Source organism: Caulobacter vibrioides OR37 (assembly GCF_000372645.1).
Lineage (GTDB): Bacteria > Pseudomonadota > Alphaproteobacteria > Caulobacterales > Caulobacteraceae > Caulobacter > Caulobacter vibrioides_E.
Genome location: NZ_APMP01000022.1, coordinates 14116 through 37620 on the forward strand (window position 1 = coordinate 14116; position 23505 = coordinate 37620).

Genomic DNA, 23505 nt, shown 5'->3' on the forward strand with positions numbered 1-23505 from the left:
TCGTTGTTAGACGCAATTGGGACGTGCCGGAATGGACGAGCTAGAGGCCATCAAGGTCACCTTCTTCCAGGAATGCGAGGAGCTCCTCGCCGACCTCGAAGGCGGTCTCTTGGCCATGCAGGAAGGGGCCGGCGACCTCGAGACCGTCAACGCCGTGTTCCGCGCCGTCCACTCGATCAAGGGCGGCGCCGGGGCCTTCGGCCTCGAGCCGCTGGTCCGGTTCGCGCACGTGTTCGAGACCCTGCTGGACGCCGTGCGCGGCGGCTCGGTGCCCAATACGGTCGAGCTGGCCGCCGTCCTTCTGCGCGCGTCCGACATCCTGGCCGACCACGTGAGCGCCGCGCGGGGACTGGGCGACGTCGACATGGCCGCCTCGGCCGCCATGGCCGCCGAGCTTGAGCAATGGACCGACCCCAACGCCGCTCCGGCCGCCGCGTCCGCGCCGGCCCCGGCCGTGCCGGTCGCCGAGGACGTCCCGCCCGCCGTGGTCGCCGATGACGACGCGCTGGAGGACGACGATCTGGGCTTCGTCTTCGTGCCGCAGACCATCACGGTCGAGGCCCAGGCCGCGGACGCCGAGCTGATCCCGAGCAATGTCTGGACGGTGTCGATCCGTCCGAAGTCGGATCTTTATCGCAAGGCCAACGAAACGGCCCTGCTGCTGCGCGAGCTGAACCGCCTGGGTCCGATCAAGGCGACGCTGGACGACAGCGCCTTGCCGCCGCTGGAAAGCCTGGACCCCGAAGCCGCCTACGTCACCTGGAGCGTGCGCGTCGAGACCGACGAGGACGAAGCCGCGATTCGCGAGGTCTTCGAATTCGTCGACGGCGACTGCGAGCTCGAGATTTCTCGCGGCGAAGGCTCCGTCGATCAGGCCATGGCCGCCTTGCTGACGGTCGCCGAGAGCGCTCCGGCCGTCGAGCCCGCCGCGCCGGCTCCGGTCGAGATCGCGCCTCCGGCCCCCGTGGCCGAGGTCGCCGTCGCGCCGCCCGCGGCCGAGCCGCCCAAGCCCGCCGCTCCCGCCGCCCCTCCCGCGGCCGCGCCGGCGGCCCAGAAGGCCACGCCCGTCGAAGTGCCAGGCCCTGGCCAATCGGTCATCCGCGTCGATCCCGAGCGTATCGATCGCCTGATCGACCTCGTCGGCGAGCTGGTCATCAACCAAGCCATGCTGGCCCAGCGGGTCGGCGAATACGGCATCGCCCCGTCCTCGAACCTGGCCATGGGTCTGGATGAGCTGGAGCAGCTCACCCGCGAGATCCAGGACAGCGTGATGGCCATCCGCGCCCAGCCGGTTAAGTCGGTGTTCCAGCGGATGCCGCGCCTGGTCCGCGAAGTCGCCAACATGACGGGCAAGCAGGCCCGCCTGGTGATGGACGGCGAGAACACCGAGGTCGACAAGACGGTCATCGAGCGTCTGTCCGACCCGATCACCCACATGCTGCGCAACGCCATCGACCACGGGCTGGAAAGCCCCGAGGAGCGCAAGGCGGCCGGCAAGAATCCCGAAGGCGTCGTGCGCCTGGCCGCGTTGCACCGCAGCGGTCGGATCGTCATCGAGGTCTCCGACGACGGCAAGGGCATCAACCGCGAGCGCGTCTTCTCGATCGCGGTCAAGAAGGGCCTGATCACGCCGGACCTGCAGCTGTCCGACGAAGAGATCGACAACCTGATCTTCCTTCCCGGCTTCTCGACCGCCGACAAGATTTCCGACGTGTCCGGCCGCGGCGTGGGCATGGACGTGGTCAAGCGCTCGGTGCAGGCCCTGGGCGGCCGCATTTCGATCGCCTCGCGTCCGGGGCAGGGCTCGACCTTCACCCTCAGCCTGCCCCTGACCCTGGCCGTTCTCGACGGCATGGTGGTCGACGTGGCGGGCGAGACCCTGGTCGTGCCGCTGGCCGCCATCGTCGAGAGCCTGCGTCCGAAGCCGGAGGAAGTGCGTCCGCTGGGTCCGGTGGGTTCGGTGCTGGCGGTTCGCGACAGCTTCGTGCCGCTGATCGATGTCGGCCTGACCCTGGGCTATCGCGAACAGAGCCCGCACCCGACCGACGGCGTCGTGCTTCTGGTCGAGGGCGAGGACGGCTCGCGCGCCGCCCTGGTGGCCGACGCCATCCACGGCCAGCGCCAGGTCGTCATCAAGTCGCTGGAGCAGAACTACCAGCAGGTCGAGGGCGTCGCCGCCGCGACCATCCTGGGCGACGGCCGCGTCGCGCTGATCCTCGACGTGGACGCCACCATCGCGATGCGTCGCCGGGAAGGCGGCGCGCCTCGCCCCACCGAGCCCGCTCTCATCGCCGCGGAGTAAGTCATGACCGACCATGCCACCGCCACCGGCGCTGACCGCCGGGAACTGATTTCCTTCCGCGTGGGCGAGCAGGAATACTGCGTCGACATCATGGCCGTTCGCGAGATCCGCGGCTGGAGCCCGGCGACCGTGCTTCCGCAGTCGCCCAGCTTCATGCGCGGCGTCATCAACCTGCGCGGCGCGGTCCTGCCGATCATGGACCTGGCGGCGCGCCTGGGCATGTCGGTGATCGAACCGACCGTCCGCAGCGTCTTCATCGTGGTCAAGGCCGGCGACCGCACGGTCGGTCTGCTGGTCGACGCGGTGTCCGACATCCTGTCGATCAATGACGGCATGATCCAGCCGACCCCCGACATGGCCTGCGACGCCGTCCGCAACTTCGTGCGCGGCATCATCTCGATCGAGGGTCGCATGATCAGCGAGATCTCGCTGGACCGCATCCTGCCGGAACGCGAGGCCATGGCCGCCTGATGACCTTGGCTTCTCCCTCCGTTTCGGACCGCCGCGATCCCATCGTCGATGGCGAGTTCGCGTTCACGTCCCAGGACTTCAAGCGCATCGCCGCGCTGCTCTACGATCTGGCGGGCATCAGCCTGCCCGACAGCAAGGCGACGCTGGTCTATTCGCGTCTCGCCAAGCGCCTGCGGACCCTGGGCCTGCGGTCGTTCAGCGACTACTGCGCCTTCGTGTCCAGCGACAAGGGCCACGACGAGATCCAGGAGATGCTCCGGGCGTTGACCACCAACGTCACGCGCTTCTTCCGCGAGCCGCACCATTTCGACGATCTGCGCGCCAATGTGCTGGAGCCGATCGCCGACCAAGTGCGCGCCGGCCGTCGCCTGCGTCTGTGGTCGGCCGCCAGCTCGTCGGGCCAAGAGCCCTACTCGATGGCCTTCACCGTGCTTTCGGTGTGGCCCGACGCCGCGAACCTCGACATCCGGATCCTCGGCACGGACATCGACACCAACGTGCTCGCGACCGGGCGCGCGGCCGTCTACGACGAAAGCTTGCTGGAAGGCATCCCCGCCGCCGCGCGCGGCCAATACTTCGAGCGGGACCCTTCCGATCGTCGCAACTGGCGGGTCTGCGAAGCCGCCCGAAGCCTGGTGGCCTTCCGTGAACTGAATCTCAACGGTCCGTCGTGGCCTATGAAGGGACCGTTCGACGCCATCTTCTGCCGGAATGTCGTGATCTACTTCGATGAACCTACCCAGGAACGCGTCTGGAGCCGCTTCGCGCCGCTCGTCGCGCCGGGCGGGCGTCTGTATGTCGGCCATTCCGAGCGCGTTGGCGCCTCGATCACCGCGTTCGAGAGCTGCGGCCTGACCGCCTATCGTAAGGTCGGACACTGATGAGCAAGATACGAGTTCTCGTCGTCGACGACTCCGCCACGATGCGGAGCCTGATTTCCGCGGCCCTCAATCGTGATCCGGGTATCGAGGTCGTGGGCGGCGCCGGCGACCCGTTCGAGGCCCGGGGCATGATCAAGGCCTTGAATCCCGACGTCGTCACCCTGGATATCGAGATGCCGAACATGAACGGCATCGAGTTCCTCGAGAAGATCATGCGCCTGCGGCCGATGCCGGTGGTCATGGTCTCGACCCTGACCCAGGCCGGCGCGGAAATGACGCTGCGGGCCCTGGAACTGGGCGCGGTGGATTGCGTGGGCAAGCCCGCCGACGCCACCGGCACTCAGGAGGCCCTGGCCGAAATCGTCGCCAAGGTGAAGATCGCGGCTCGCGCCTCGGTCCGCACCAACGCCGGCGCCGCGCCCAGCGCCGCGCCCACGCGCCGCAAGGATTTCATGCCCTCTGGCGACATCGTGGCGATCGGGTCGTCGACCGGCGGGGTGGAAGCCCTGCTGTCGATCGTCACCCTGTTCCCCGAGACCTGCCCGCCGACGGTGATCACCCAGCACATGCCGGCGACCTTCACCGCCAGCTTCGCCGCGCGCCTGGATCGTTCCAGCGGCGCCAAGGTGCAGGAGGCCACGGACGGCGCCCTGCTGGAGCCCGGCAAGATTTATGTCGCCCCCGGCGGCGTGGCGCACCTGGAGGTCGTTCGCTCTGCCGGTCTGCGCTGCCGCCTGGTCCAGGGCGATCCGGTTAGCGGCCACCGCCCATCGGTGGACGTTCTGTTCAACTCGGTGGCCAACGCGGTCGGCGACAAGGCGGTCGGGGTCATCCTGACCGGCATGGGCCGCGACGGCGCTCAGGGTCTCCTGGCGATGCGCAAGGCGGGCGCCAAGACCCTCGGCCAGGACGAGGCCTCGTGCGTCGTCTACGGCATGCCCCGGGCCGCTTTCGAAATTGGCGCGGTGGAGAAGCAGGTTTCCCTGTCCTCCATGGGCCAGTCCATTCTCGATCTGGCCTCCGCGAGGCGATGAACCCATGCCCCAAGCAAGCTCCATCTCCGTTCTCGTGGTCGACGATCAGTTGACCATGCGCGCCCTGATCCGAAACGCCCTCCAGCAGATCGGTTTCAAGGACATCCGCGAGGCGCCCGATGGCGAGGAGGCTCTGAAGAACCTCCTGGCCAAGCCCGCCAATCTCGTCATCTCGGACTTCAACATGCCGAAGATGGACGGTCTGGCGCTGCTGCGCGCCGTGCGGTCGCACCCGCCGATCCGCCAGACCGCCTTCGTCATGCTGACGGGACGCGCCGACCGTGAGCTGGTCCAGCGCGCCGTGCAGTTCGGGGTCAACAACTACTGCGTCAAGCCCTTCACCGTGCAGGGCTTGAGGGAGAAGATCGAACAGGTGTTCGGACAGCTGACATGACGCACATCTCCCCCAACGACGACCTCGAACGGGCGACCAAGGTCCACGTGACCCAGGGCGAAAGCCATGTGTCGACCGACCCCAACGTGGTCATGACCACCGTGCTGGGCTCGTGCATCGCCGCGTGCATCCGCGACCCCCAGGCGGGCGTGGGCGGCATGAACCACTTCCTGCTGCCCGACGCCGGCGACGGCCGCGGCGGCGACGCGGTCCGCTATGGCGCCTACGCCATGGAACTGCTGATCAACGACCTTCTGAAGCGCGGCGCGCGCCGTGAGCGTCTGGAGGCCAAGATCTTCGGCGGGGCCAAGCTGTTCGACGGGCTCTCCGACGTCGGCGCCAGCAACTCGGCCTTCGCCGAGCGGTTTCTGCGCGACGAAGGCATTCCGATCGTGTCGTCCAGCACCGGCGGGGTCTCGGCCCGACGCGTCGAGTTTTGGCCGACCTCCGGCCGGGTGCGCCAGCGCCTGGTGGCCGTGGACAACGCGCCGCAGGACGTCCGTCGTCCCGTTCCGCCGCCGATGCCCGCCGCCTCCAGCGGCGACGTCGATCTGTTCTAACCATCATGAGCGCCGCGCCGCTGCCTTCGCCGTCGACCGTCCCCGCCGAGAACCATCTCCCGGTCGGCGAGCTGTCGCGGCGCCTGGCGGCGGAGCTGGCCTCGGCCGCCGCCATATGTCGCGACTGCGAGCACCTGGCCGGCGACCTGGCCAAGGGCGGCGCCACGCTGGCCAATCTGAGCCGCTTGCAGGCGCTGGATGAACTGAGCCAACGGCTGCACGGCTTGTCCGAGGTGCTCGAGCGCATTGGCCACCACGCCTCGGGCGAATGGAATGTCTCGATCGACCCGCTGCTCAGCGGCCTGGGTCTGGCCGACATGGTCGTCAGGCTGCGCGCCGAGGAGCGTCCGGACGGCGCCGCCGATCCTGGCGAACTCGATTTCTTCTAGGGCTGATGACCGAAGCCCTTCTCCCCTCGCAGCGTATCAATCTCGAACGGGCCACCGTGCTCGTTCTCGACGACAACGGCGCGTCCCTCGATATCCTTTCCCAGGTCGTGGCCGGGTTCGGGGTCAAGCAGATGCATCGCGCCGAGAGCGTCGTCGACGCTCAGAGCCTGATCCGCACCAAGACCTTCGATCTCGTCATCAGCGATGTGCAGATGCCCGTCACCGACGGCATCGAGTTCATCGAATGGCTCAGGCGGGAAGGCGGCGAGACCAATCGCTATGTGCCGGTCATCCTGGTCACCGGCCACACCCGCACCACCCAGATCTTCAAGCTGCGGGACGCGGGTTCGAACTACGTCGTGGCCAAGCCGATCACCCCCAAGGTGCTCCTCGAGCGCATTTTTTGGGTTGCCCGCGAGGATCGGCAGTTTATCGAATGCGAGACCTACATAGGACCTGATCGTCGCTTCAAGCACGAAGGGCCCCCGCCGGGAACGGACGGGCGGCGGAAAGACGATCTACCGGCGGAGGTGGGCGAGGCGCAGACGCCCAACATGTCGGACGACGAGATTGCCAACATGATGCGCCCAGCGAAGGTGCAGATATGACCGTCCGCAAGTTTCAGCCGCCGAACCGCCTGGCCAAGATGATCAAGGAGCGGGGTGGAATCCTGGCCAAGGACGCGATCGCCGCGGCCGAGGCCGGGGTCGAGAGCCTGCGCGAGTCGTCGCTGGCGAATCTGGACGCCACGATCGCGGAGATGGAACGCCGCTTCGGCAAGGGGGCGGAGGGCCGGGACGCCGAGAGCTTCGAGGCCCTCTACATCCTGAGTTCGCGCATCATCGACGTCAGCATCTTCGTCTCGGACGTCGGAATCGATCGGGCGGCTGTGTCGCTCTGTGGTCTGGTCGATGGTTTCGCCGAGAGCGGCGCCTGGCGCTGGGACGCCGTCGACGTCCATCTCAACGCCCTGCGCCTGCTGCGTTCGATCGGGGCCCAACTGCCCGCCGAGCAGCGCGAGGCGATGCTGGCCGGCCTCCATCAAGTCAGTCGTCACCGACCCGACGAGGGCTGACGCCCCGTCCCTGTGACAGAACGCCGCTCTGTGTCGGAAACGCAACGCGCGGTACGACTCGAATCCCTGTGACCGTTTTGTGGCCTTGTGAGTGGTCTCGGGCTTTGTTAGCAAGAGTGCCACCGGTGTCACACGCCATGGTCTGGATATGACACCGGTATCAAAAATGAAGACTTCATAAGGCCGGGGGCGGTGTCGCGGGAAGGACGCGGGACCGAAACGAAGGCCAAGGCGGCGGCGACGTCGCCGTCCAATGGTCGATACGGGAGGAGGTTCTATGTCCAAGACTACCAAGGGACGCGTGCGCGCCCTGCAGTACGGCGTCTCCGGCGGCGCCCTGGCCCTGGCGATGGTGTTCGCCGGCGGCGCGTCGGCCCAGACGACCCCAGCTTCATCGCCGGCTCCAGCCGAAGACCAGATCGAAGCGGTCGTGGTGACCGGCTTCCGCGCCTCGCTGGCCAACGCCCTCGACATCAAGCGTCGCGAGAACGACCTGGTCGACGTCATCAAGGCCCAGGACATCGCCGACTTTCCCGATCTGAACCTGGCCGAGTCGCTGCAGCGCGTGCCGGGCGTGTCGATCGACCGCGACGGCGGCGAAGGCCGCACGATCACCGTTCGGGGCCTGGGTCCCGACTTCACCGTCGTGCGCCTGAATGGCCTGGAGGCCCTGGCCACCACCGGCGGCAAGGACACCTCGGGCGGCGCCAACCGCGGCCGTCAGTTCGACTTCTCGATCTTCGCCTCCGAACTGTTCAACAGCATCACGGTCCGCAAATCGAGCTCGGCCATGAACGAGGAAGGCTCGCTGGGCGCGATCATCGACATGCAGGCCTCGCGCCCGTTCGACTTCAGCGGTCCGGCCCTGTCGATGGGCGCCAAGATCGGCTGGAATGATCTGTCGCGTAAGAGCGACCCTCGCTTCACCTTCCTGGCCAGCAATCGCTGGGACACCGGCATCGGTGAAGTGGGCGCTCTGATTTCCGTGGCCTACGCTCAGCGCAAGACCCTGGAAGAGGGCTCCTCGACCGGCCGCTGGGAAAACCCGTCGGTGCCGTTCAACTCGTCGACCGCGTTCCCGTTCTGGTCCAGCACCACCAGCCTGGCCGGCTCGGGCTGCCCGGACACCAGCGCGACCGGCCCCAAGTCTCCCGGCGTCTATAATCCGGTGAGCGGCCCGCCGCTCAGCTGCTCGCAGATCGGCCAGACGACGGCCAGCACCAGCGCGCCGAGCGGCGCGGCCGCCGGCACGGCCAACAACCTCTGGCACCCGCGCATTCCGCGCTATGGCCGCCTGCAGTACGATCAGAAGCGCCTGGGCGTGACCGGTTCGCTGCAATGGAAGCCGAACGACCGCTCGACCCTGACCCTCGACGCGCTGGTGGCCAATTTCACCAACAACCGCGACGAGACCTATCTGGAAGTCATCTCGTTCAGCCGTCCCGGCGCGGGCCTGCCGCAAACCGACGTGGTCAACTTCCAGGCCGACAGCAAGGGCAACCTGATCAAGGGCACGTTCGACGACGTCGACGCTCGCGTCGAGTATCGCCACGACGACCTGAAGACCGAGTTCAATCAGTTCACCCTGACCTACGACACCAAGTTCGGCGAGCGCGGCCACTTCAACGCGATCTACGGCCAGTCGCGGTCGATCCAGTCGAACCCGGTTCAGACGACCTTCTCGTTCGACCGCTACGACACCGACGGCTACAGCTACGACTATTCGAAGAACGACAAGCTGCCGAGCTTCAACTACGGCTTCGACCCGACCAATCCGGCCAACTGGACCTACAGCCCCAGCGCCGCCCTGGGCGACCCGTCGCTGCTGCGGATGCGTCCCAGCAAGGCGACCAACACCTTCAAGACGTTCCGCGCCGACGTCGACTACGAGATCCTGAACGGCTTCAAGTTGCGCTATGGCGGCGACTACAAGGAATACGGCTTCTCGTCGTGGGAGCAGCGCCTGTATTCGCGCAACCTGTCCAGCACGGGCACGACCTTCACCGCCGAAGCGGGCTTCGCCCTGCCCGCGGGCGTGTCGATCGCCAACGTCTCGCGCGTGATCAGCGGCTTCGGACGCGGGCTGGACTTGCCCGCCGGCGTGCCGACCTCGTGGCTCGCGCCCGATCTCGACAAGCTGAAGGCCGCGATCGGCTATGACTGCAACTGCATCAACGCCAACGGCGACTTCCGCCTCAGCACCGTGAACCAGCTGGGCGCCGTCCGCGCGATCACCGAGAAGGACACCGCCTTCTATCTGCAAGGCGACTTCGACTACGACATCTTCAACATCCCGGTGCGCGGCAACTTCGGCGTGCGCTGGGTGAAGACCGAGCAGAGCGCCCTGGGTCACTATAACGCCGGCAACACGACGGTGACGGTGGCGACGCCGTTCGGCAATCTGTCCGAGCAGGTCGCCACGGACGGCGTGCAGACGGTCAGCCGCCAGTACACCAACACCCTGCCGGCCCTGAACCTCGCCGCCCAGCCGTTCGACAACTTCTACGTCCGGTTCGCGGCCGCCAAGACCATGACGCGTCCGCAACTGCAGAACCTCACGCCCGGCTATACCTCGATCAGCCAGTCGGCCCAGACGGTGACGCGCGGCAATCCCGACCTCGCGCCGATGCTGTCCAACAATCTGGACCTGACGTTTGAATGGTATCCGGACAAGGAAACCCTGCTGTCGGCCGGCGTCTTCCAGAAGGACATCAAGTCCTACATCCAGCAGCTGGCGGTGACGCTGCCCTATTCGGAGACGGGCCTGCCCACCAGCTTGTTGTCGAACGGCAATACCGTGGACACGCAATTCCTGGTCACCACCCAGGTCAACAGCCAGGGCGGCAAGCTGCGCGGCCTGGAGCTGAGCGCCCAGAAGCCGTTCAGCTTCCTGCCGGCTCCGTTCGACAAGTTCGGCGCCATCCTGAACTACACGCACGTCCAGAGCGACATCCAGTACGTGATCGCTCAGCCGACCTTCACCCAGGCCACGCCGGGCGGTCCGCGCGTTCAGACCAAGCCGGCCGTGCTGCTGACCCAGCCGCTGATCAACCTGTCGCCCAACGCCTTCAACGCCACGCTCTACTACGAGAACGGTCCGCTGAAGGCGCGCATCTCGGGCTCGTATCGCGACCCGTACCTGATCCAGGTGGCGCCGTCGGCGACCAACAACAACGACATCCGGACCAAGCAGAAGACCTTCAACCTGGACTCGCAGATCAGCTACCAGCTCAAGAAGTTCACGGTGACGCTGGAAATGATCAACCTGACCGACCAGGCCGACAGCAAGATCGACGACTCGGTGCGTCAGGCCTCGGAAGAGTACACGCACTACGGGCGCCAGTTCTATCTGGGCGTGAAGTACAAGTTCTAGACTTCGGTCTGAATTGAATAAAGAAGGGGCGCTGACCGCGAGGCCAGCGCCCTTTTTCTATCTCGGCCTATTGATTGAATTCCATCTTTAGGACGAAACCCCGTCGATCCACGTGGCCGTGACGTTCAACTCATCGTCCAGCAGGCAAAGGTCCGCGGCTAGTCCGGGCGCGATCCGGCCGCGCTGGCCATCCAGGCCCAGGAACGCGGCGGGGGCGGCCGAGGCCATCATCACCGCCTCTTCCAGCGAGAGGTCCAGCATCCGCGTGGCGTTGCGCACCGCGCTGGCCATGTCGAGGTCCGAGCCGGCCAGGGTGCCGTGGTCGTCGACACAGACCCCGTCGACGACGCGGATGTGGCGGCCCTGAAGGTCGAAACTCTTGTCGGTCATGCCGACGGTCGGCATGGCGTCGGTGACCAGCATGAAGCGATCCAGCGGCCGGGTCCGCAGGGCGATCCGCAACGTGGCGGGTTCGACGTGGCGGCCGTCGACGATAAGGCCGGCCCAGGCCGTCTGGTTCTCCAGCACCGCCCCGACCACGCCCGGCTCGCGGCTGGTCAGCGGCGACATGGCGTTGAACAGGTGCGTCACGCCGGTGAGGCCGTGGTCCAGCGCCTGTCGCATGGTCTTGTACAGGGCGTTGGTGTGGCCGGCCGCGACCCGGACGCCGGCCGAGGCCAGGCGCTGGATCATCTCGGGCGTGGTCCGTTCGGGGGCCAAGGTGACCAGGGTCTTGCCGACCTTCAGCGAGGACAGCAGCGCCAGGGCTTCGTCGTCGATGACGCGGAACTTGTCGGCGTCATGGATGCCCTTGCGCTTGGGGCTGAGGAACGGGCCCTCGATATGGATGCCCAATACGCCTGGCGCGCCTTGGGCGATGGCCTGTTCCGTGGCGCGCAGGGCTTGGTCGACGACGGAAAGGTCATCGCTGATCAGGGTCGGCAGGAAGCCCGTCGTGCCATAGCGGCGATGAGCCGCGCCGATGGCGGCGATCGCCTCCACGGTCGGTGAGTCGTTGAACAGAACGCCGCCGCCGCCATTGACCTGAGTGTCGATATACCCCGGGACCAGCAGGCCGCCGTCCAGGTCGCGGCGTTCCGCCTCCGACGGGATCTGGGCCGTGTCGACGAGGCCGGCGATCTTGCCGTTCCGGATCAGGACGGCCTTGCCGTCGACGACGCCGGCGTCCGTCAGGACGCGGCCGTTGAAAAGCGCGGCCAGCATCAGACGGTTTCGGTCACCTTGTTGAGGTGCGGCGGGCTGTCGGGGTCGTAGCCACGCGCGACCGACAGCGCGTTGGCCATGCGATAGAAGCTCTGGATCATCAGCACCGGCTCGAGGACGGGATGAAGCGACAGGCTGGGCAGGACGCCCGGGCCTTCTTCCCCCGGCGCCGCCAATAGCACATCGGCGCCGCGATCGCGCAGGCCCTTGGCCATTTCGTCGACGCTTTCGCGGCTCTCGTCGCTCTGGGCGAAGACCAGCGCCGGGAAGCCGTCCTTCACCAAGGCCATCGGGCCATGCAACACCTCGGCGGCGCTGAAGGCCTCGGCGTGCAGGCCGCAGGTCTCCTTGAACTTCAACGCGGCCTCCAGGGCGGCGCCGAAGCCGACGCCGCGTCCCAGGACATAGAGGTTCCGCGCCAGCTTCAGCCGCTCGACGGCGGGCGTCCAGTCCAGAGCCCAGGCCTGGGCCAGGGCGGTCGGCAGGCTGGCCAGCGCCTCCGTCAGTTCGGCGTCCTCGGTCCAGGCGGCGATCAGTTGGACCAGGGCCGCCAGCGCCGCGATATAGGACTTGGTGGCGGCGACCGAGCGCTCGGGACCGGCGTGCAGCGGAATTACCTCGTCGGCCAGTTCGGCCAGGGGGGAGTCCGTGACGTTGACCAGGGCCACGGTATAGGCGCCGGCGGCCTTGGCGGCGCGGACGGCGGCCAGCAGGTCCGGGCTCTTGCCCGATTGCGAGATGGCCAGATAGAGCGCGCCCTCCAGGTTGGGCGAGGCGTCGTAGACCGAGCTGACCGACAGGCCGGCCGACGAGGTCAGGACGCCGGCCTTGGTCTCGATCAGATAGCGGCCGAAGGTGGCGGCATGGTCGCTGCTGCCTCGGGCGCAGGTGACGACGACGCGCGGCGGGTTTTCGCGCAAGCGCTCGGCCAGGGCCTCGATCTTGCGCGCGTTGGCGGCCAACTGGGCGGCGACGACGCCCGAGGCCTGGCCGGCTTCCAGGAACATCCGGGTGGATTCGGGCGACAGCCGCCCCGGGGCGGGGGTCTCAGGACGGGTCAAGGTCGCCTCCAAGTTCAACTCCAAACGCTTCGGCGCCAACGGCGCGCCGACGGTCTCAGGACAGGGAATTCAGTTCCGCAACGAAGTCGTAGGCGTCGCCGCGGTAATAGGATTGCGTGACCTCCACGGCCCGGCCGTCCCGCAGGAAGCCGCGTCGCTCGATCAGCAGGCCCGCGTCCTTGACGGGAACGCCCAGCAGGTCGGCCTGTTCGGCCTGGAACAGCACCGCGCGTAGCCGCTGCAAGGCGCGCACGGGCCGATGCCCGGTCGTCTCCAGCGCCTCGTACAGCGAGGTGCCGACCACCTCCGTCGAGGGCAGGGCGAAGGCGGCGATGGTGGTGTACTCGACGGCCATCGGCGCTCCATCGGCGTAGCGGATCCGGGCGAAGCGATAGACCGGGGTGCCGGGCGACAGGCCCAGGGTCAGCGACTCCTCGGGAGTCACCTGGCCTTCGGCGCGACTGATCCATTCGCTACGCGGCACGCGGCCGCGCGAGATCATGTCCTCGGTGAAGGACGAGAGCTTCGAAAAGCTCTTCTCGACCCGGGCGGCGACGAAGGTGCCCGCGCCCTGGCGGCGGGTCAGCAGGCCTTCGCTGACCAGGCCGTCCAGAGCTTTGCGCACGGTGATGCGCGAGATCTTGAACTCGTCGGCCAGGTCGCGCTCCGCGGGCAGGGCGTCGTCGGGCGACAGCACCTTCTTCTGGATCGCCTCGCGCAAAGCGCGCTGCAGTTGCTTGTAGAGCGGCGCGTGATCGCCGGCGGCGTCGAGCCTTCCAATCCGGTCCGCGAACGTCACCCTTCGATCCTCCCCGCGCAAATCCTCGGCGCCGCGCGCTCTCGTCGATAGCATATGACCATTTTCATACCAATAAGAACATGGTCTGCAATTGGTTTCTTTTTGGCCTTGTCATCCGAAAAATTTCCGTCACAGTTCCCTCCCGAGGCCTGAGAAGCGCCACTTTCTGCGGAACCTCCCGGAAAATTGGTATCAAATTGGGCTTTAGGGGTTCGGCTCCGGGCTCGATGGCCCGGCAAAAAATGGGGAGAAGCCGAGTTATGAACGCATTCCACAAAATCCTTCTGTCTACGTCGGCCTCCGCGCTGGCGGTGGTCATGGCCGCGCCGGCCATGGCCCAGGATAAGGCCAACACGGTCGATGAAGTCGTCGTCACCGGCATTCGCGCCTCGTTGCAGGCCTCGGTTCAGGCCAAGCGTAACGCCGACGCCGTCATCGACGTCATCACCGCTGAAGATATCGGCAAGTTCCCGGACAAGAACGTCGCGGAATCGCTGCAGCGCGTCCCGGGCGTGACCATCCAGCGCGAGTTCGGCGAAGGCGAGCGAATCTCGATCCGCGGCGCCGCGCCCACCCTGAACCGCACCCTGTTGAACGGTCACTCGGTCGCCACGGCCGACTGGTTCATTCTCGACCAGCTGAAGGCCAGCCGCAGCTTCAACTATCTGATGCTGCCGTCGGAAATCGTCGGCAAGGTCGAGGTCTTCAAGAGCCCGGTCGCCAATATCGACGAAGGCGGCGTCGGCGGCACGGTCAATGTTCACACGCGCAACCCGCTGGACCTGGCGCCGCTCAGCGTCTCGGGTTCGATCCAGGCCTTCCATGACGAAAAGTCGGGCAATACCGACCCGACCGCCTCGGCCATGCTTAGCTGGCACAACGCCGACAAGACGTTCGGCGTGCTGGTCGGCGGCATCTATGACAAGCGTCGCATCCGTCGCGACGGCATCGAGGTGCTGGGCTATCAGCCGGTCAGCAACGCCTCGGGGACCGGAAGCAACATCACCGGCATCCCGGCCGGTCAGACCTTGATCGCGCCCAGCCTGATCGGCTCGTCGCTGTTCACCCAGACCCGCGAGCGCAAAGGTCTGAACTTCGGCGTCCAGTACTCGCCCAACGACAAAATCGATATCAACGTCACCGGCCTCTATTCCAAGATGGACGCCGACAACTTCAATCAGAACTACATGGCCTGGGTCAGCCAGAAGATCGGCGCCCTGGGCACGCCCGGCTCGCAGTTCAACGTGACCAAGGCCGACAACGGCACCGCCGTGGCCGGCAACTTCAACGCGGTCGGCGGCAACGGCGTGGTGTTCGACGCCATCGACCGCCTGGCCCATACCAATGTGGGCTCGATCGACTTCGACGGCGTCTATCGTCCCAACGACGATTGGAAGCTGCACGGCCGCGTCGGCTACACCAAGGCCAAGGGCGCCACCGACCTGCAGCCGTTCTGGGAAACCAACGCCCCGACCGGTCTGAGCTATGACCTCTCGGGCGGCGTGCCGAAGGTGTCGTTCACCAACATCAATCCGACGACCGCCAGCGATACGATGCCGCTGGGCTGGGCCTCGGCCAATACGACCGTCAACACCGACGACGAGTTCTACACCTTCGTCGACGGCGAGCGCTTCGTGGACGCCGGCGCCTTCAAGTCGATCGCGTTCGGCCTGAAGTACACCGACCACGATCGCGACGTGACCCAGACCTATGGCCAGCGCCGCGCCCTGTTCGGCGCCACCGCCTGCAACGGCCACCCCTGCACCCTGGCCGATGTGGCCGGCGGCGTTACGCCGGGCGACTATCTGGACGGCATCAAGACCGCGGGCGTCCTCAGCTCGTACCTGACGGCCGACAAGAACAAGATCGAGGCCATCTACAAGGGCATGGGCGCGGCGACGGTCTATGACCCGAACAATCCCAATGTCGGCGGCTGTATCGGCCTGGTCAATTGCGACCACTTCGGTCCGCTGGAAAGCTTCACCTTCAACGAAAAGACCTTCGGCGGCTACGCCATGGGCAATCTGAAGGGCGACAACTGGCGCGGCAATGTCGGCGTCCGCGTCGTGCAGACCAAGATCGAGACCACGGCCTGGCGCGTCGGCGTCTCGGCGGGCACCCCGGGCGCGATCAACAATCCCTTCGGCCTGATGGTCCAGACCACCGGGACGAAGAAGTACACCGACATCCTGCCGTCGGCGAACTTCTCGTTCGACGTCAAGGACGACGTGGTGCTGCGTCTGGCCGCCGGTCGCGTGATGGCGCGTCCCGACTACGCTCAGATGGCCGGCTTCACCTCGCTGACCGAGTCGCTGCTGACCGCCACCGGCGGCAACCCCAAGCTCGATCCGTACCGCGCCAACCAGTACGACGCCTCGCTGGAGTGGTACTTCAAGCCGCAAGCCATCCTGGCGGTCGACTTCTTCTACAAGGACATCTCGACCTACATCGTCCAGGGCGCGACGGTCGAACGCCTGCCGCTGCAGGCCTCGGCGACCGACCCGCGCGTGCTCAACGCGGCCAACAACTGCGTGGCCCAGAGCGCCGGCCTCTACTCGTGTAACTACAGCGTCGGGCGTCCGGTGAACGTGTCGGGCGGCGAGACCAAGGGCGTCGAGGTCAACTTCCAGATGCCTCTGGCCTATGGCTTCGGCGTGCTGGCCAACTATGCCTATACCGACGCCAGCTCGAGCAGCAACGTGCCGGTGCCGTCGACCTCGAAGCACACCTTCAACGTCAGCGGCTACTACGAAAACGACCGCGTCAGCGCGCGCCTGTCCTATAACTACCGGTCCAAGTTCTTCGTCGACTACGACGCCGAGCGCGGCTACCGCCAGCTGTGGTCGGACTCGCTGAAGTCGCTGGACGCCTCGGTCAGCGTCAACGTGACCCAGAACGTCTCGCTGAACTTCGACGCGACCAACCTGACCGACGAGAAGCAGACCGATTACTACGACAACGACCCGAACCGTCCGGCCCGTCTCTACAAGAACGGCCGGGCCTTCTTCGGCGGCGTCCGCTTCAAGTTCTAATCCTCCCGGCGCGCCGGGACCTTCGCCCGCCTCGGCGGAGGTCCCGGACCCTTCTTTGGGAAGCGCATGAATTTGCATCGCGCGCGGCTTGGTTCAGGATCAGCCGATGACCCGCCTCGACCGCGCCGACCGCGACAGATCCCCTCCTGACCGCAAGCCTGGAGCTGGGGCGGGGCAGCCTGGTTGTCCCGCCCGCTTTTTTGTGACGCCGCTACAGTCGCCGATTTCCCGCGAGGCCGCGTGATCATGACCCCGCTCCGCACCGCCGCTCTCTCGGCGATCGTCCTGGCCGCCGCGTCCGGGGTCCAGGCTCGCGAGAGTTCGGGCCTCACCCTGACCCCCGCGCCCGCCAAGGCGGTTCGCGCCGAGGGGGCCTTCCAACTTTCCGCGGCCACCCGCATTCACGTCGCCCCGGGCGATCGCGAGGCCAAGGGCGTGGCGTCGCAACTCGCCGACCTTGTCCAGCGCTCGCGAGGCTTCAGACCGCTCGTTGTCGAGGGCGCGCCCAAGGCGGGCGAGGCCGCCATCGTCTTCACGCGCCAAGGACCGGCCGGCGAGGCCTACAGGCTCGACATCGCGCCGACGGGCGTGACCATCGCGGCGGCCCAGCGCGCCGGGCTGTTCTATGGCGCCATGTCGGTGTGGCAGCTGGCCACGCCGGACGAGGCCAAGGGCGCGGTCGCCCTGCCGGCGGCGTCGATCGAGGACGCCCCGCGCTTCGCCTGGCGCGGGCTTCTGGTCGACAGCGCCCGCCACGTCCAGTCGCTGGAGACGCTCAAGGCGATCATCGACGTGATGGCGGCCCACAAGCTCAACACCTTCCATTGGCATCTGGTCGACGACCAGGGTTGGCGGCTGGAGATCAAGACGTACCCGAAGCTGACACAGGTCGGCGCCTGGCGCGTCGATCCGGGCGCCGCGCGCGCCTATCCCAAGTACGGCGGCTTCTACACCCAGGACCAGGCGCGTGAGCTGGTCGCCTACGCCGCCGCGCGCAACGTCACCATCGTGCCGGAGATCGAGACGCCCGGCCACGCCCTGGCGTCGATCGTGGCCTATCCCCAGCTGGGCTCGGCCGCGCCGGATGCTCGTCATATGGGCGACTGGGGCGTCTTTCCCTGGATCTACAACATCGACGAGTCCACCTTCGCCTTCCTCGACGACGTCTTGAACGAGGTGATGGACATCTTCCCCTCGACCTTCATCCATGTCGGCGGCGACGAGGCGGTCAAGGATCAGTGGAAGGCCAATCCGAAGATCCAGGCCCGCATGAAAGCGTTGGGCGTCGCCGACGAGCACGCGCTGCAAAGCTGGTTCATCCAGCGCGTGGGCCGGTCGCTGGAGAAGCGCGGCCGCCGCCTGGTGGGCTGGGACGAGATCCTGGAAGGCGGTCTGGCGCCGAACGCGACCGTGATGTCCTGGCGGGGCGTCGACGGCGCCATCGCCGCGGCCAAGCAGGGTCATGACACGGTGCTGTCCCCGCACCCGACCCTCTATCTCGACAATCGCCAGAGCGTCTCGCCCGACGAGCCGACCGGCCGCGGCAAGGTGATCAGCCTGAAGGACGTCTACGCCTTCGATCCGGCGCCGGCCCAGCTGAGCCCGGACGAGCGCAAGCATATCCTGGGTGTCCAGGCCAACGCCTGGACCGAGCACATGCAGACCGACCGGCTCGTGGAAGAAATGGTCTTCCCGCGCGCCATCGCCCTGGCCGAGCGCGGCTGGACGCCCGACGCCGCCGCCAGTTGGGACGACTTCGCCCAACGCCTGCCCGCCGAGATGGCGCGGCTGAAGATCCTCGGCGTCAGCGCGGACACCGTGCCGTTCGAGCCGCTGACGGCGCTGAGCCAAGCCGAAGGCGGCGCGGTCCAGCTGGCCCTGGCCAATCCGCTGGCCGTTGGCGAGGTCCGCTACACGACCGACGGCAAGGCGCCGACGGCGGCCTCGGCGGTCTACGCCGCGCCCATCGCTCCTCCCAAGGGCGCGGTGGTCAAGGCTCGCACCTTCGTCGTCGGCAAGCCGCTGGGCCGCGAACGGACGGTGACCGTCGATCCGATCGCGCTCCAGACCCGGGTCAGCGGCCAGCTGAAAAGCTGCACCGACAAGGTGCCGATCAAGATGATCGATGACGCCCCGCGCGCTTTCGACAAGCGCGCCCGCTTCCAGGTCGACATCCTCAATCCCTGCTGGATCTGGGAGGGCGCCCGCCTGGACAAGGGCGCGCTGATCACCGCCCGCGTCGGCCAGATCCCGTTCAACTTCCAGGTCGGCCAGGATCGCGACAGGATCCCGTTGCGCGCCCCCGCGACCCCCGAGGGCGAGCTGGAAATCCGCGCCGGCTGCTCGGGCGAACGTCTGGCCGCCATTCCGCTGGGCAAGGCCGCTCGCGACCCCGGCCTCTCGACCATCACCGGCCGCCTGCCGGCGCGTCCCGGCAAGACCGATCTTTGCCTGACCTTCACCGCCAAGAGCGTCGATCCTTTCTGGGTGATCGACCGCGTGACCGTGAAGCCGTCGGCAGCGTCCCAGAACTAGAAGAGCGCCGCCCGTGTCCAACCTTGTTCTTTCCGCGCCGCTGAAGGGCTGGATCGCGCCGCTCGACGAGACGCCCGACGCGGTGTTCGCCGAGCGCATGTTGGGCGACGGCCTGGCGATCGATCCGCTGGACTCGACCCTGCACGCCCCCTGCGACGCGACGGTGGTCACGGTGCATCGCGCCCGTCACGCCGTGACCTTGCGCGCCGCCAACGGGGCCGAGATCCTGATGCATGTGGGCCTGGAGACGGTGGCCCTGAACGGCGAGGGCTTCACCGTCTTCGTCAAGGAAGGCCAGGCCGTGAAGGCCGGCGACAAGCTGCTGGCCTTCGACCTCGACCTTCTGGCCCAGAAGGCGCGCAGTCTGATCACGCCGGTGGTGGTGACCAATCTCGACGCTTTCACCATCGTGCGCCGCGACCAGGATCGCGAGATCGGCGTCGGCGACTTCCTGATGGAGCTGGCGCCGCTTGGCGAGACGGCCGCGTCCAGCGTGGTCGAGGCCGACGAGGTCTCGCGCGAGGTGATCGTTCCCCTGGTCCACGGCATCCACGCGCGTCCCGCCGCCCGTATCGCCGAGACGGCCCGCGACTTCACGGCCGAGGTCGCGCTGGCCGCCGTCAACCGCCGAGCCAGCGCCAAGAGCCCGGTCGCCGTCATGTCCCTGGCCATCCGCCACGGTGACACCGTCCAGGTCGTGGCCTCGGGCCCGGACGCCGGGGCCGCCGTCCAGGCCGTCGCCGCGCTGATCGAAGGCGGCATGGGCGAGGGCGGTCCGGTTCCGGCCAAGACCTCGGCAGGCGCGGTCTCCGAGCCGGTCGGCCCGGTCGAACCGCCCCGCGACGGCGTGCTGAAGGGCGTGATGGCCGCGCCGGGTCTGGCCATCGGCAAGGCCGTGCGCCTGGCCGCCGCCGACATCGTCGTGCGCGAGCAAGGCGAAGGCGTCGCCGAGGAGGAGGCGGCCCTGGCCGCCGCCCTCGCCAAGGTTCGGGCCCGTATCGAGACGGCCGCCGCCCAGGACGACGGGCGCGGCGGCGACAAGGCGCGCAAGGCCATCCTCGGCGCGCACCTGGCCTTTCTGGAGGATCCCGAACTGGCCGCCGGGGCCCGTCGCCTGATCGGTCAGGGCAAGAGCGCCGGCCACGCCTGGCGCAAGGCCGTGGGCGGCTATGTCGAGGCCCTGCGTGGCCTGGGCGACCGCCGTCTGGCCGAGCGCGTCGACGACCTCATCGATCTGGAGCGCCAGGTGCTGCGCGCCCTCAGCGGCGAGGAGGACGAGGGCGCGGTGTTGCCGCCCGGCGCGATCCTGCTGGCCGACGAACTTTTGCCCTCGCAGCTGATGGGGGTGGATCCCGGCGCCGTGGCCGGCTTCGCCACCGCGCGCGGCGGCCCGACCTCGCATGTCGCCATCCTGGCCGCCGCCATGGGCGTTCCGGCCCTGGTCGCGGTGGGCGGAGCCGTGCTGGGCGTCGAGGACGGCGCGACCCTGATCCTCGACGCCGATGGCGGGACCTTGCGCGTGGCGCCGGACGCGCCGGCGCTCGAAGCCGCGCAGACCACGCTCGCCCAGAGGCAGCAGCGCAAGGCCGCCGCCAAGGCCGCCGCGCACCAGCCCTGCGTGACCAAGGACGGCGTTCGCATCGAGGTGTTCGCCAATACCGGCTCGGTCAAGGACGCCGAGGCCGCCGTGGCCAACGGAGCCGAGGGCTCGGGCCTGTTGCGCACCGAGTTCCTGTTCCTTGATCGCGAGACCCCGCCGGACGAGGACGAGCAGGCCCGCCAGTACCAGGCCGTCGCCTCGGCCCTGGACGGCAGGCCGCTGATCATCCGCACCCTGGACGTCGGCGGCGACAAGGCCGCGCCGTACCTGCCGATCCCGGCCGAGGAGAACCCGGCCCTGGGCCTGCGCGGCGTTCGCGTCAGCCTGTGGCGGCCGCATCTCCTGAAGACCCAGCTCCGCGCCATCCTGCGCGTCGCCCCCCTGGGCCAGTGCCGGATCATGGTTCCGATGGTCGCCAGCCTGGACGAGCTGCGCGCCGTCCGCGCCGTACTGGACGAGGCCAAGCGCGAGCTGGGCGTGGTCGAGACGATCGAGCTGGGCGTGATGATCGAGACGCCGGCCGCCGCCGTCACCGCCGACCTGATCGCCGCCGAGGCCGATTTCCTGTCGGTCGGCACCAACGACCTGACCCAGTACGTGCTGGCCATGGACCGAGGCAATCCCGAACTGGCGGCGCGGATCGACGCGCTGCATCCGGCGGTGTTGCGGATGATCGACCAGACCTGCAAGGGCGCGGCGCGGCATCGTCGCTGGGTCGGCGTCTGCGGCGGACTGGCCTCGGACGTCGTCGCCACGCCGATCCTGCTGGGCCTGGGCGTCACGGAGCTTTCGACCACGGCGTCGATCGCGCCGGAGGTGAAGGCCCGCGTCCGCGACCTGTCGCTCGACGCCTGCCGCGACCTGGCGCGACGGGCGCTTGACCAGACCACGCCCGAGGCCGTCCGCGACCTCGCCAAGGCCCTGTAGAGGCCGGGATCCGCATCATGAAGATGAAGTCTCCGCTCGAGATCCTCCAGCCGCTGGGTCGGGCCCTGATGCTGCCGATCGCGGTGCTGCCCATGGCGGCCCTGCTGCTGCGCATCGGCCAGACCGATCTTCTGGGCGCGCCGGGCCTGGCCGCCGCCACGCACGGCCTGTCGCTGACCGTCGCCAACACGTTCGGCGCGGCCGGCGGCGCGATCTTCGGAAGCCTGGGCCTGATCTTCGCCATCGGCGTGGCCGTCGGTCTGGCGCGCGAGAACCATGGGGCGGCGGGTCTGGCCGGCGTCGTCTGCTATGTGATCGCCACCAAGGGCGTCGACGCCCTGATGGTCGTTCCGCCCGAGGCTGCGGCCAAGGTGGTCGCCAGCGCCAAGGACCTGGCGGCGGCGGCCTGGAAGGCCAAGGAGATCGGCAAGCTCTCGATCCCGGTCGGCATTCTGTCGGGTGTCATCAGCGGCTGGCTCTATAACCGTTACAGCAACGTCAAGCTGCCCGAATATCTCGCCTTCTTCGGCGGACGGCGCTTCGTGCCGATCGTGGCCGGCCTGGCCGGAGTGCTGCTGGCCCTGGTGTTCGGCTTCAGCTGGCGATCGCTGGAAGCCGGCGTCGATGGCCTCAGCGGACTGGTCACGGCCTCGGGCGACCTTGGCCTGTTCGTCTATGGCCTGATGAACCGCCTGCTGATCGTCACGGGCCTGCATCACATCCTCAACAACGTGGTCTGGTTCATCCTGGGCGATTTCAACGGCGTGACCGGCGATCTCAATCGCTTCGCGGCCGGCGACAAAACCGCCGGCGCGTTCATGAGCGGCTTCTTCCCGGTGATGATGTTCGGCCTGCCCGCCGCGTGCCTGGCCATGCTGCACACCGCCCGGCCCGAACGCCGCAAGGCCGTGGCGGGCATGTTGGCGTCGCTGGCCCTGACCTCGTTCCTGACCGGCGTGACCGAGCCGATCGAGTTCACCTTCATGTTCCTGGCCCCGGCGCTCTACGCGATCCACGCGGTGCTGACGGGCCTGGCCATGGCGCTGATGGACATGCTGGGCGTGAAGCTGGGCTTCGGCTTCTCGGCGGGCCTGTTCGACTATGTGCTGAACTTCAGCAAGGCCACCCGACCGCTACTGCTGATCCCGGTGGGTTTGGTTTATGGCGCGATCTATTATGGCGTCTTCCGGTTCGCCATTCAGCGTTTCAACCTCAAGACCCCCGGCCGCGAGGACGAGGAGGCTGTCGCCGTCGAGACCGTCGTCACCGGCGGCGGGCGCGGGGCCGACTTCCTGGCCGCCCTGGGCGGCGCGGACAACCTGAGTAGCGTCGACGCTTGCACGACGCGGCTGCGCCTCATCGTCGTCGACCAGGGCGCGGCGAGCGAAGGGGCTCTGAAGGCCCTGGGCGCGCGGGGCGTCGTCCGGCCGTCCGACAAGGCGCTGCAGGTCGTGCTGGGGCCGATCGCCGACACCGTGGCCGGCGAGATCCGCGCGGCGATGGGGGCGGCGCCCGTCCCGGCGATCACGTCCGCTCCGGTCAAGGCCGCGCCGTCGGCGACGCCCTCGGCCGAGGACGATCGCGAGGCCGAGGCGCTGCTGGGCGCCCTGGGCGGGGCGGCGAACCTCGAGAGCGTCGGCGCCTGCTCGAGCCGTCTGCGCCTGGTGGTGGCCGACCGGGGCGCCGTCAGCGAGCCGGCCCTCAAGGCCCTGGGCGCGCGCGGCGTCGTCCGGATCGGCGACAAGGTGGTCCACGTGGTTCTAGGGCCGAAGGCCGAACGGATCGGCGAGGCGGTTCGCCGCCGGCTGCCGGCCTGACCGCCGACGCGTCGCTTAAAGGGAAGGTCTC

Annotated in this window: 18 protein-coding genes; 14 read left to right on the forward strand and 4 right to left on the reverse strand. The window is 67.9% G+C overall.

The window, feature by feature from the left end; genetic code table 11:
- The first annotated feature begins 31 nt into the window (after nucleotides 1–31).
- The 10 genes from OR37_RS15030 to OR37_RS15075 all read left to right on the forward strand — a co-directional run bounded on the left by OR37_RS15030 (nucleotide 32) and on the right by OR37_RS15075 (nucleotide 10479).
- Nucleotides 32–2302: a chemotaxis protein CheA gene (locus OR37_RS15030; RefSeq protein WP_004621648.1), complete on the forward strand. Its 2271-nt coding sequence runs from the start codon at nucleotides 32–34 to the stop codon at nucleotides 2300–2302.
- 3 nt (nucleotides 2303–2305) lie between these two features.
- Entirely contained in the window at nucleotides 2306–2773 is a 468-nt protein-coding gene (locus OR37_RS15035) for a chemotaxis protein CheW (protein ID WP_004621649.1), read from the forward strand.
- Nucleotides 2773–3654 carry a CheR family methyltransferase gene (locus tag OR37_RS15040; protein ID WP_004621652.1) on the forward strand — a complete coding sequence of 294 codons (882 nt, stop codon included), beginning with the start codon at nucleotides 2773–2775 and terminating at the stop codon, nucleotides 3652–3654. The genes OR37_RS15035 and OR37_RS15040 overlap by 1 nt, the downstream gene beginning before the upstream one ends.
- Nucleotides 3654–4688, forward strand: coding sequence for a protein-glutamate methylesterase/protein-glutamine glutaminase (locus OR37_RS15045; protein WP_004621655.1), 1035 nt, complete (start codon nucleotides 3654–3656; stop codon nucleotides 4686–4688). The genes OR37_RS15040 and OR37_RS15045 overlap by 1 nt, the downstream gene beginning before the upstream one ends.
- A gap of 4 nt (nucleotides 4689–4692) precedes the next feature.
- On the forward strand, nucleotides 4693–5082 hold the full coding sequence (locus OR37_RS15050; protein ID WP_004621657.1) for a response regulator: 390 nt from the start codon (nucleotides 4693–4695) through the stop codon (nucleotides 5080–5082).
- The gene (locus tag OR37_RS15055) at nucleotides 5079–5642 is read left to right on the forward strand and encodes a chemotaxis protein CheD (protein WP_004621659.1); all 564 of its coding nucleotides are present in this window, start codon (nucleotides 5079–5081) and stop codon (nucleotides 5640–5642) included. Before OR37_RS15050 ends, OR37_RS15055 begins: the two co-directional genes overlap by 4 nt.
- 5 nt (nucleotides 5643–5647) lie before the next feature.
- Complete coding sequence (locus OR37_RS15060; RefSeq protein ID WP_004621662.1) at nucleotides 5648–6031, forward strand: hypothetical protein; 384 nt, start codon at nucleotides 5648–5650, stop codon at nucleotides 6029–6031.
- 5 nt (nucleotides 6032–6036) lie between these two features.
- Nucleotides 6037–6639 (forward strand): response regulator, encoded by a 603-nt coding sequence (locus tag OR37_RS15065; RefSeq protein WP_004621664.1) that lies wholly within the window; start codon nucleotides 6037–6039, stop codon nucleotides 6637–6639.
- Nucleotides 6636–7106: a hypothetical protein gene (locus OR37_RS15070; RefSeq protein ID WP_004621666.1), complete on the forward strand. Its 471-nt coding sequence runs from the start codon at nucleotides 6636–6638 to the stop codon at nucleotides 7104–7106. Before OR37_RS15065 ends, OR37_RS15070 begins: the two co-directional genes overlap by 4 nt.
- Before the next feature lie 277 nt (nucleotides 7107–7383).
- On the forward strand, nucleotides 7384–10479 hold the full coding sequence (locus tag OR37_RS15075) for a TonB-dependent receptor (protein ID WP_004621667.1): 3096 nt from the start codon (nucleotides 7384–7386) through the stop codon (nucleotides 10477–10479).
- Nucleotides 10480–10566: 87 nt separating this feature from the next.
- Here the strand turns inward: OR37_RS15075 and nagA are convergent, their stop codons facing one another.
- From nagA to OR37_RS21870, 4 genes are all read right to left on the reverse strand, one after another.
- Nucleotides 10567–11703: an N-acetylglucosamine-6-phosphate deacetylase gene (gene nagA, locus OR37_RS15080; protein ID WP_004621669.1), complete on the reverse strand. Its 1137-nt coding sequence runs from the start codon at nucleotides 11701–11703 to the stop codon at nucleotides 10567–10569.
- The gene (locus OR37_RS15085) at nucleotides 11703–12776 is read right to left on the reverse strand and encodes an SIS domain-containing protein (protein WP_035017508.1); all 1074 of its coding nucleotides are present in this window, start codon (nucleotides 12774–12776) and stop codon (nucleotides 11703–11705) included. Before OR37_RS15085 ends, nagA begins: the two co-directional genes overlap by 1 nt.
- Nucleotides 12777–12819: 43 nt before the next feature.
- Complete coding sequence (locus OR37_RS15090; protein WP_004621673.1) at nucleotides 12820–13563, reverse strand: GntR family transcriptional regulator; 744 nt, start codon at nucleotides 13561–13563, stop codon at nucleotides 12820–12822.
- Between the two features lie 64 nt (nucleotides 13564–13627).
- Nucleotides 13628–13696 (reverse strand): hypothetical protein, encoded by a 69-nt coding sequence (locus OR37_RS21870; RefSeq protein ID WP_106404392.1) that lies wholly within the window; start codon nucleotides 13694–13696, stop codon nucleotides 13628–13630.
- 127 nt (nucleotides 13697–13823) lie between these two features.
- Between OR37_RS21870 and OR37_RS15095 the strand changes: the two genes are divergently transcribed.
- The 4 genes from OR37_RS15095 to nagE all read left to right on the forward strand — a co-directional run bounded on the left by OR37_RS15095 (nucleotide 13824) and on the right by nagE (nucleotide 23474).
- Entirely contained in the window at nucleotides 13824–16595 is a 2772-nt protein-coding gene (locus OR37_RS15095) for a TonB-dependent receptor (RefSeq protein WP_004621675.1), read from the forward strand.
- Nucleotides 16596–16835: 240 nt separating this feature from the next.
- Complete coding sequence (locus OR37_RS15100; RefSeq protein ID WP_035017502.1) at nucleotides 16836–19130, forward strand: beta-N-acetylhexosaminidase; 2295 nt, start codon at nucleotides 16836–16838, stop codon at nucleotides 19128–19130.
- A 13-nt stretch (nucleotides 19131–19143) separates the two neighbouring features.
- Nucleotides 19144–21657, forward strand: a complete 2514-nt coding sequence (ptsP, locus tag OR37_RS15105) for a phosphoenolpyruvate--protein phosphotransferase (protein WP_004621679.1) — start codon at nucleotides 19144–19146, stop codon at nucleotides 21655–21657.
- Nucleotides 21658–21680: 23 nt separating this feature from the next.
- Complete coding sequence (gene nagE, locus OR37_RS15110) at nucleotides 21681–23474, forward strand: N-acetylglucosamine-specific PTS transporter subunit IIBC (protein ID WP_035017509.1); 1794 nt, start codon at nucleotides 21681–21683, stop codon at nucleotides 23472–23474.
- Nucleotides 23475–23505: the final 31 nt, after the last annotated feature.

Bases quoted from the DNA above. Each gene is read 5' to 3' on its own strand.
- OR37_RS15030 (WP_004621648.1), top strand. From the start codon at position 32: ATGGACGAGCTAGAGGCCATCAAGGTCACCTTCTTCCAGGAATGCGAG.
- OR37_RS15035 (WP_004621649.1), top strand. From the start codon at position 2,306: ATGACCGACCATGCCACCGCCACCGGCGCTGACCGCCGGGAACTGATT.
- OR37_RS15040 (WP_004621652.1), top strand. From the start codon at position 2,773: ATGACCTTGGCTTCTCCCTCCGTTTCGGACCGCCGCGATCCCATCGTC.
- OR37_RS15045 (WP_004621655.1), top strand. From the start codon at position 3,654: ATGAGCAAGATACGAGTTCTCGTCGTCGACGACTCCGCCACGATGCGG.
- OR37_RS15050 (WP_004621657.1), top strand. From the start codon at position 4,693: ATGCCCCAAGCAAGCTCCATCTCCGTTCTCGTGGTCGACGATCAGTTG.
- OR37_RS15055 (WP_004621659.1), top strand. From the start codon at position 5,079: ATGACGCACATCTCCCCCAACGACGACCTCGAACGGGCGACCAAGGTC.
- OR37_RS15060 (WP_004621662.1), top strand. From the start codon at position 5,648: ATGAGCGCCGCGCCGCTGCCTTCGCCGTCGACCGTCCCCGCCGAGAAC.
- OR37_RS15065 (WP_004621664.1), top strand. From the start codon at position 6,037: ATGACCGAAGCCCTTCTCCCCTCGCAGCGTATCAATCTCGAACGGGCC.
- OR37_RS15070 (WP_004621666.1), top strand. From the start codon at position 6,636: ATGACCGTCCGCAAGTTTCAGCCGCCGAACCGCCTGGCCAAGATGATC.
- OR37_RS15075 (WP_004621667.1), top strand. From the start codon at position 7,384: ATGTCCAAGACTACCAAGGGACGCGTGCGCGCCCTGCAGTACGGCGTC.
- nagA (WP_004621669.1), bottom strand. From the start codon at position 11,703: ATGCTGGCCGCGCTTTTCAACGGCCGCGTCCTGACGGACGCCGGCGTC.
- OR37_RS15095 (WP_004621675.1), top strand. From the start codon at position 13,824: ATGAACGCATTCCACAAAATCCTTCTGTCTACGTCGGCCTCCGCGCTG.
- nagE (WP_035017509.1), top strand. From the start codon at position 21,681: ATGAAGTCTCCGCTCGAGATCCTCCAGCCGCTGGGTCGGGCCCTGATG.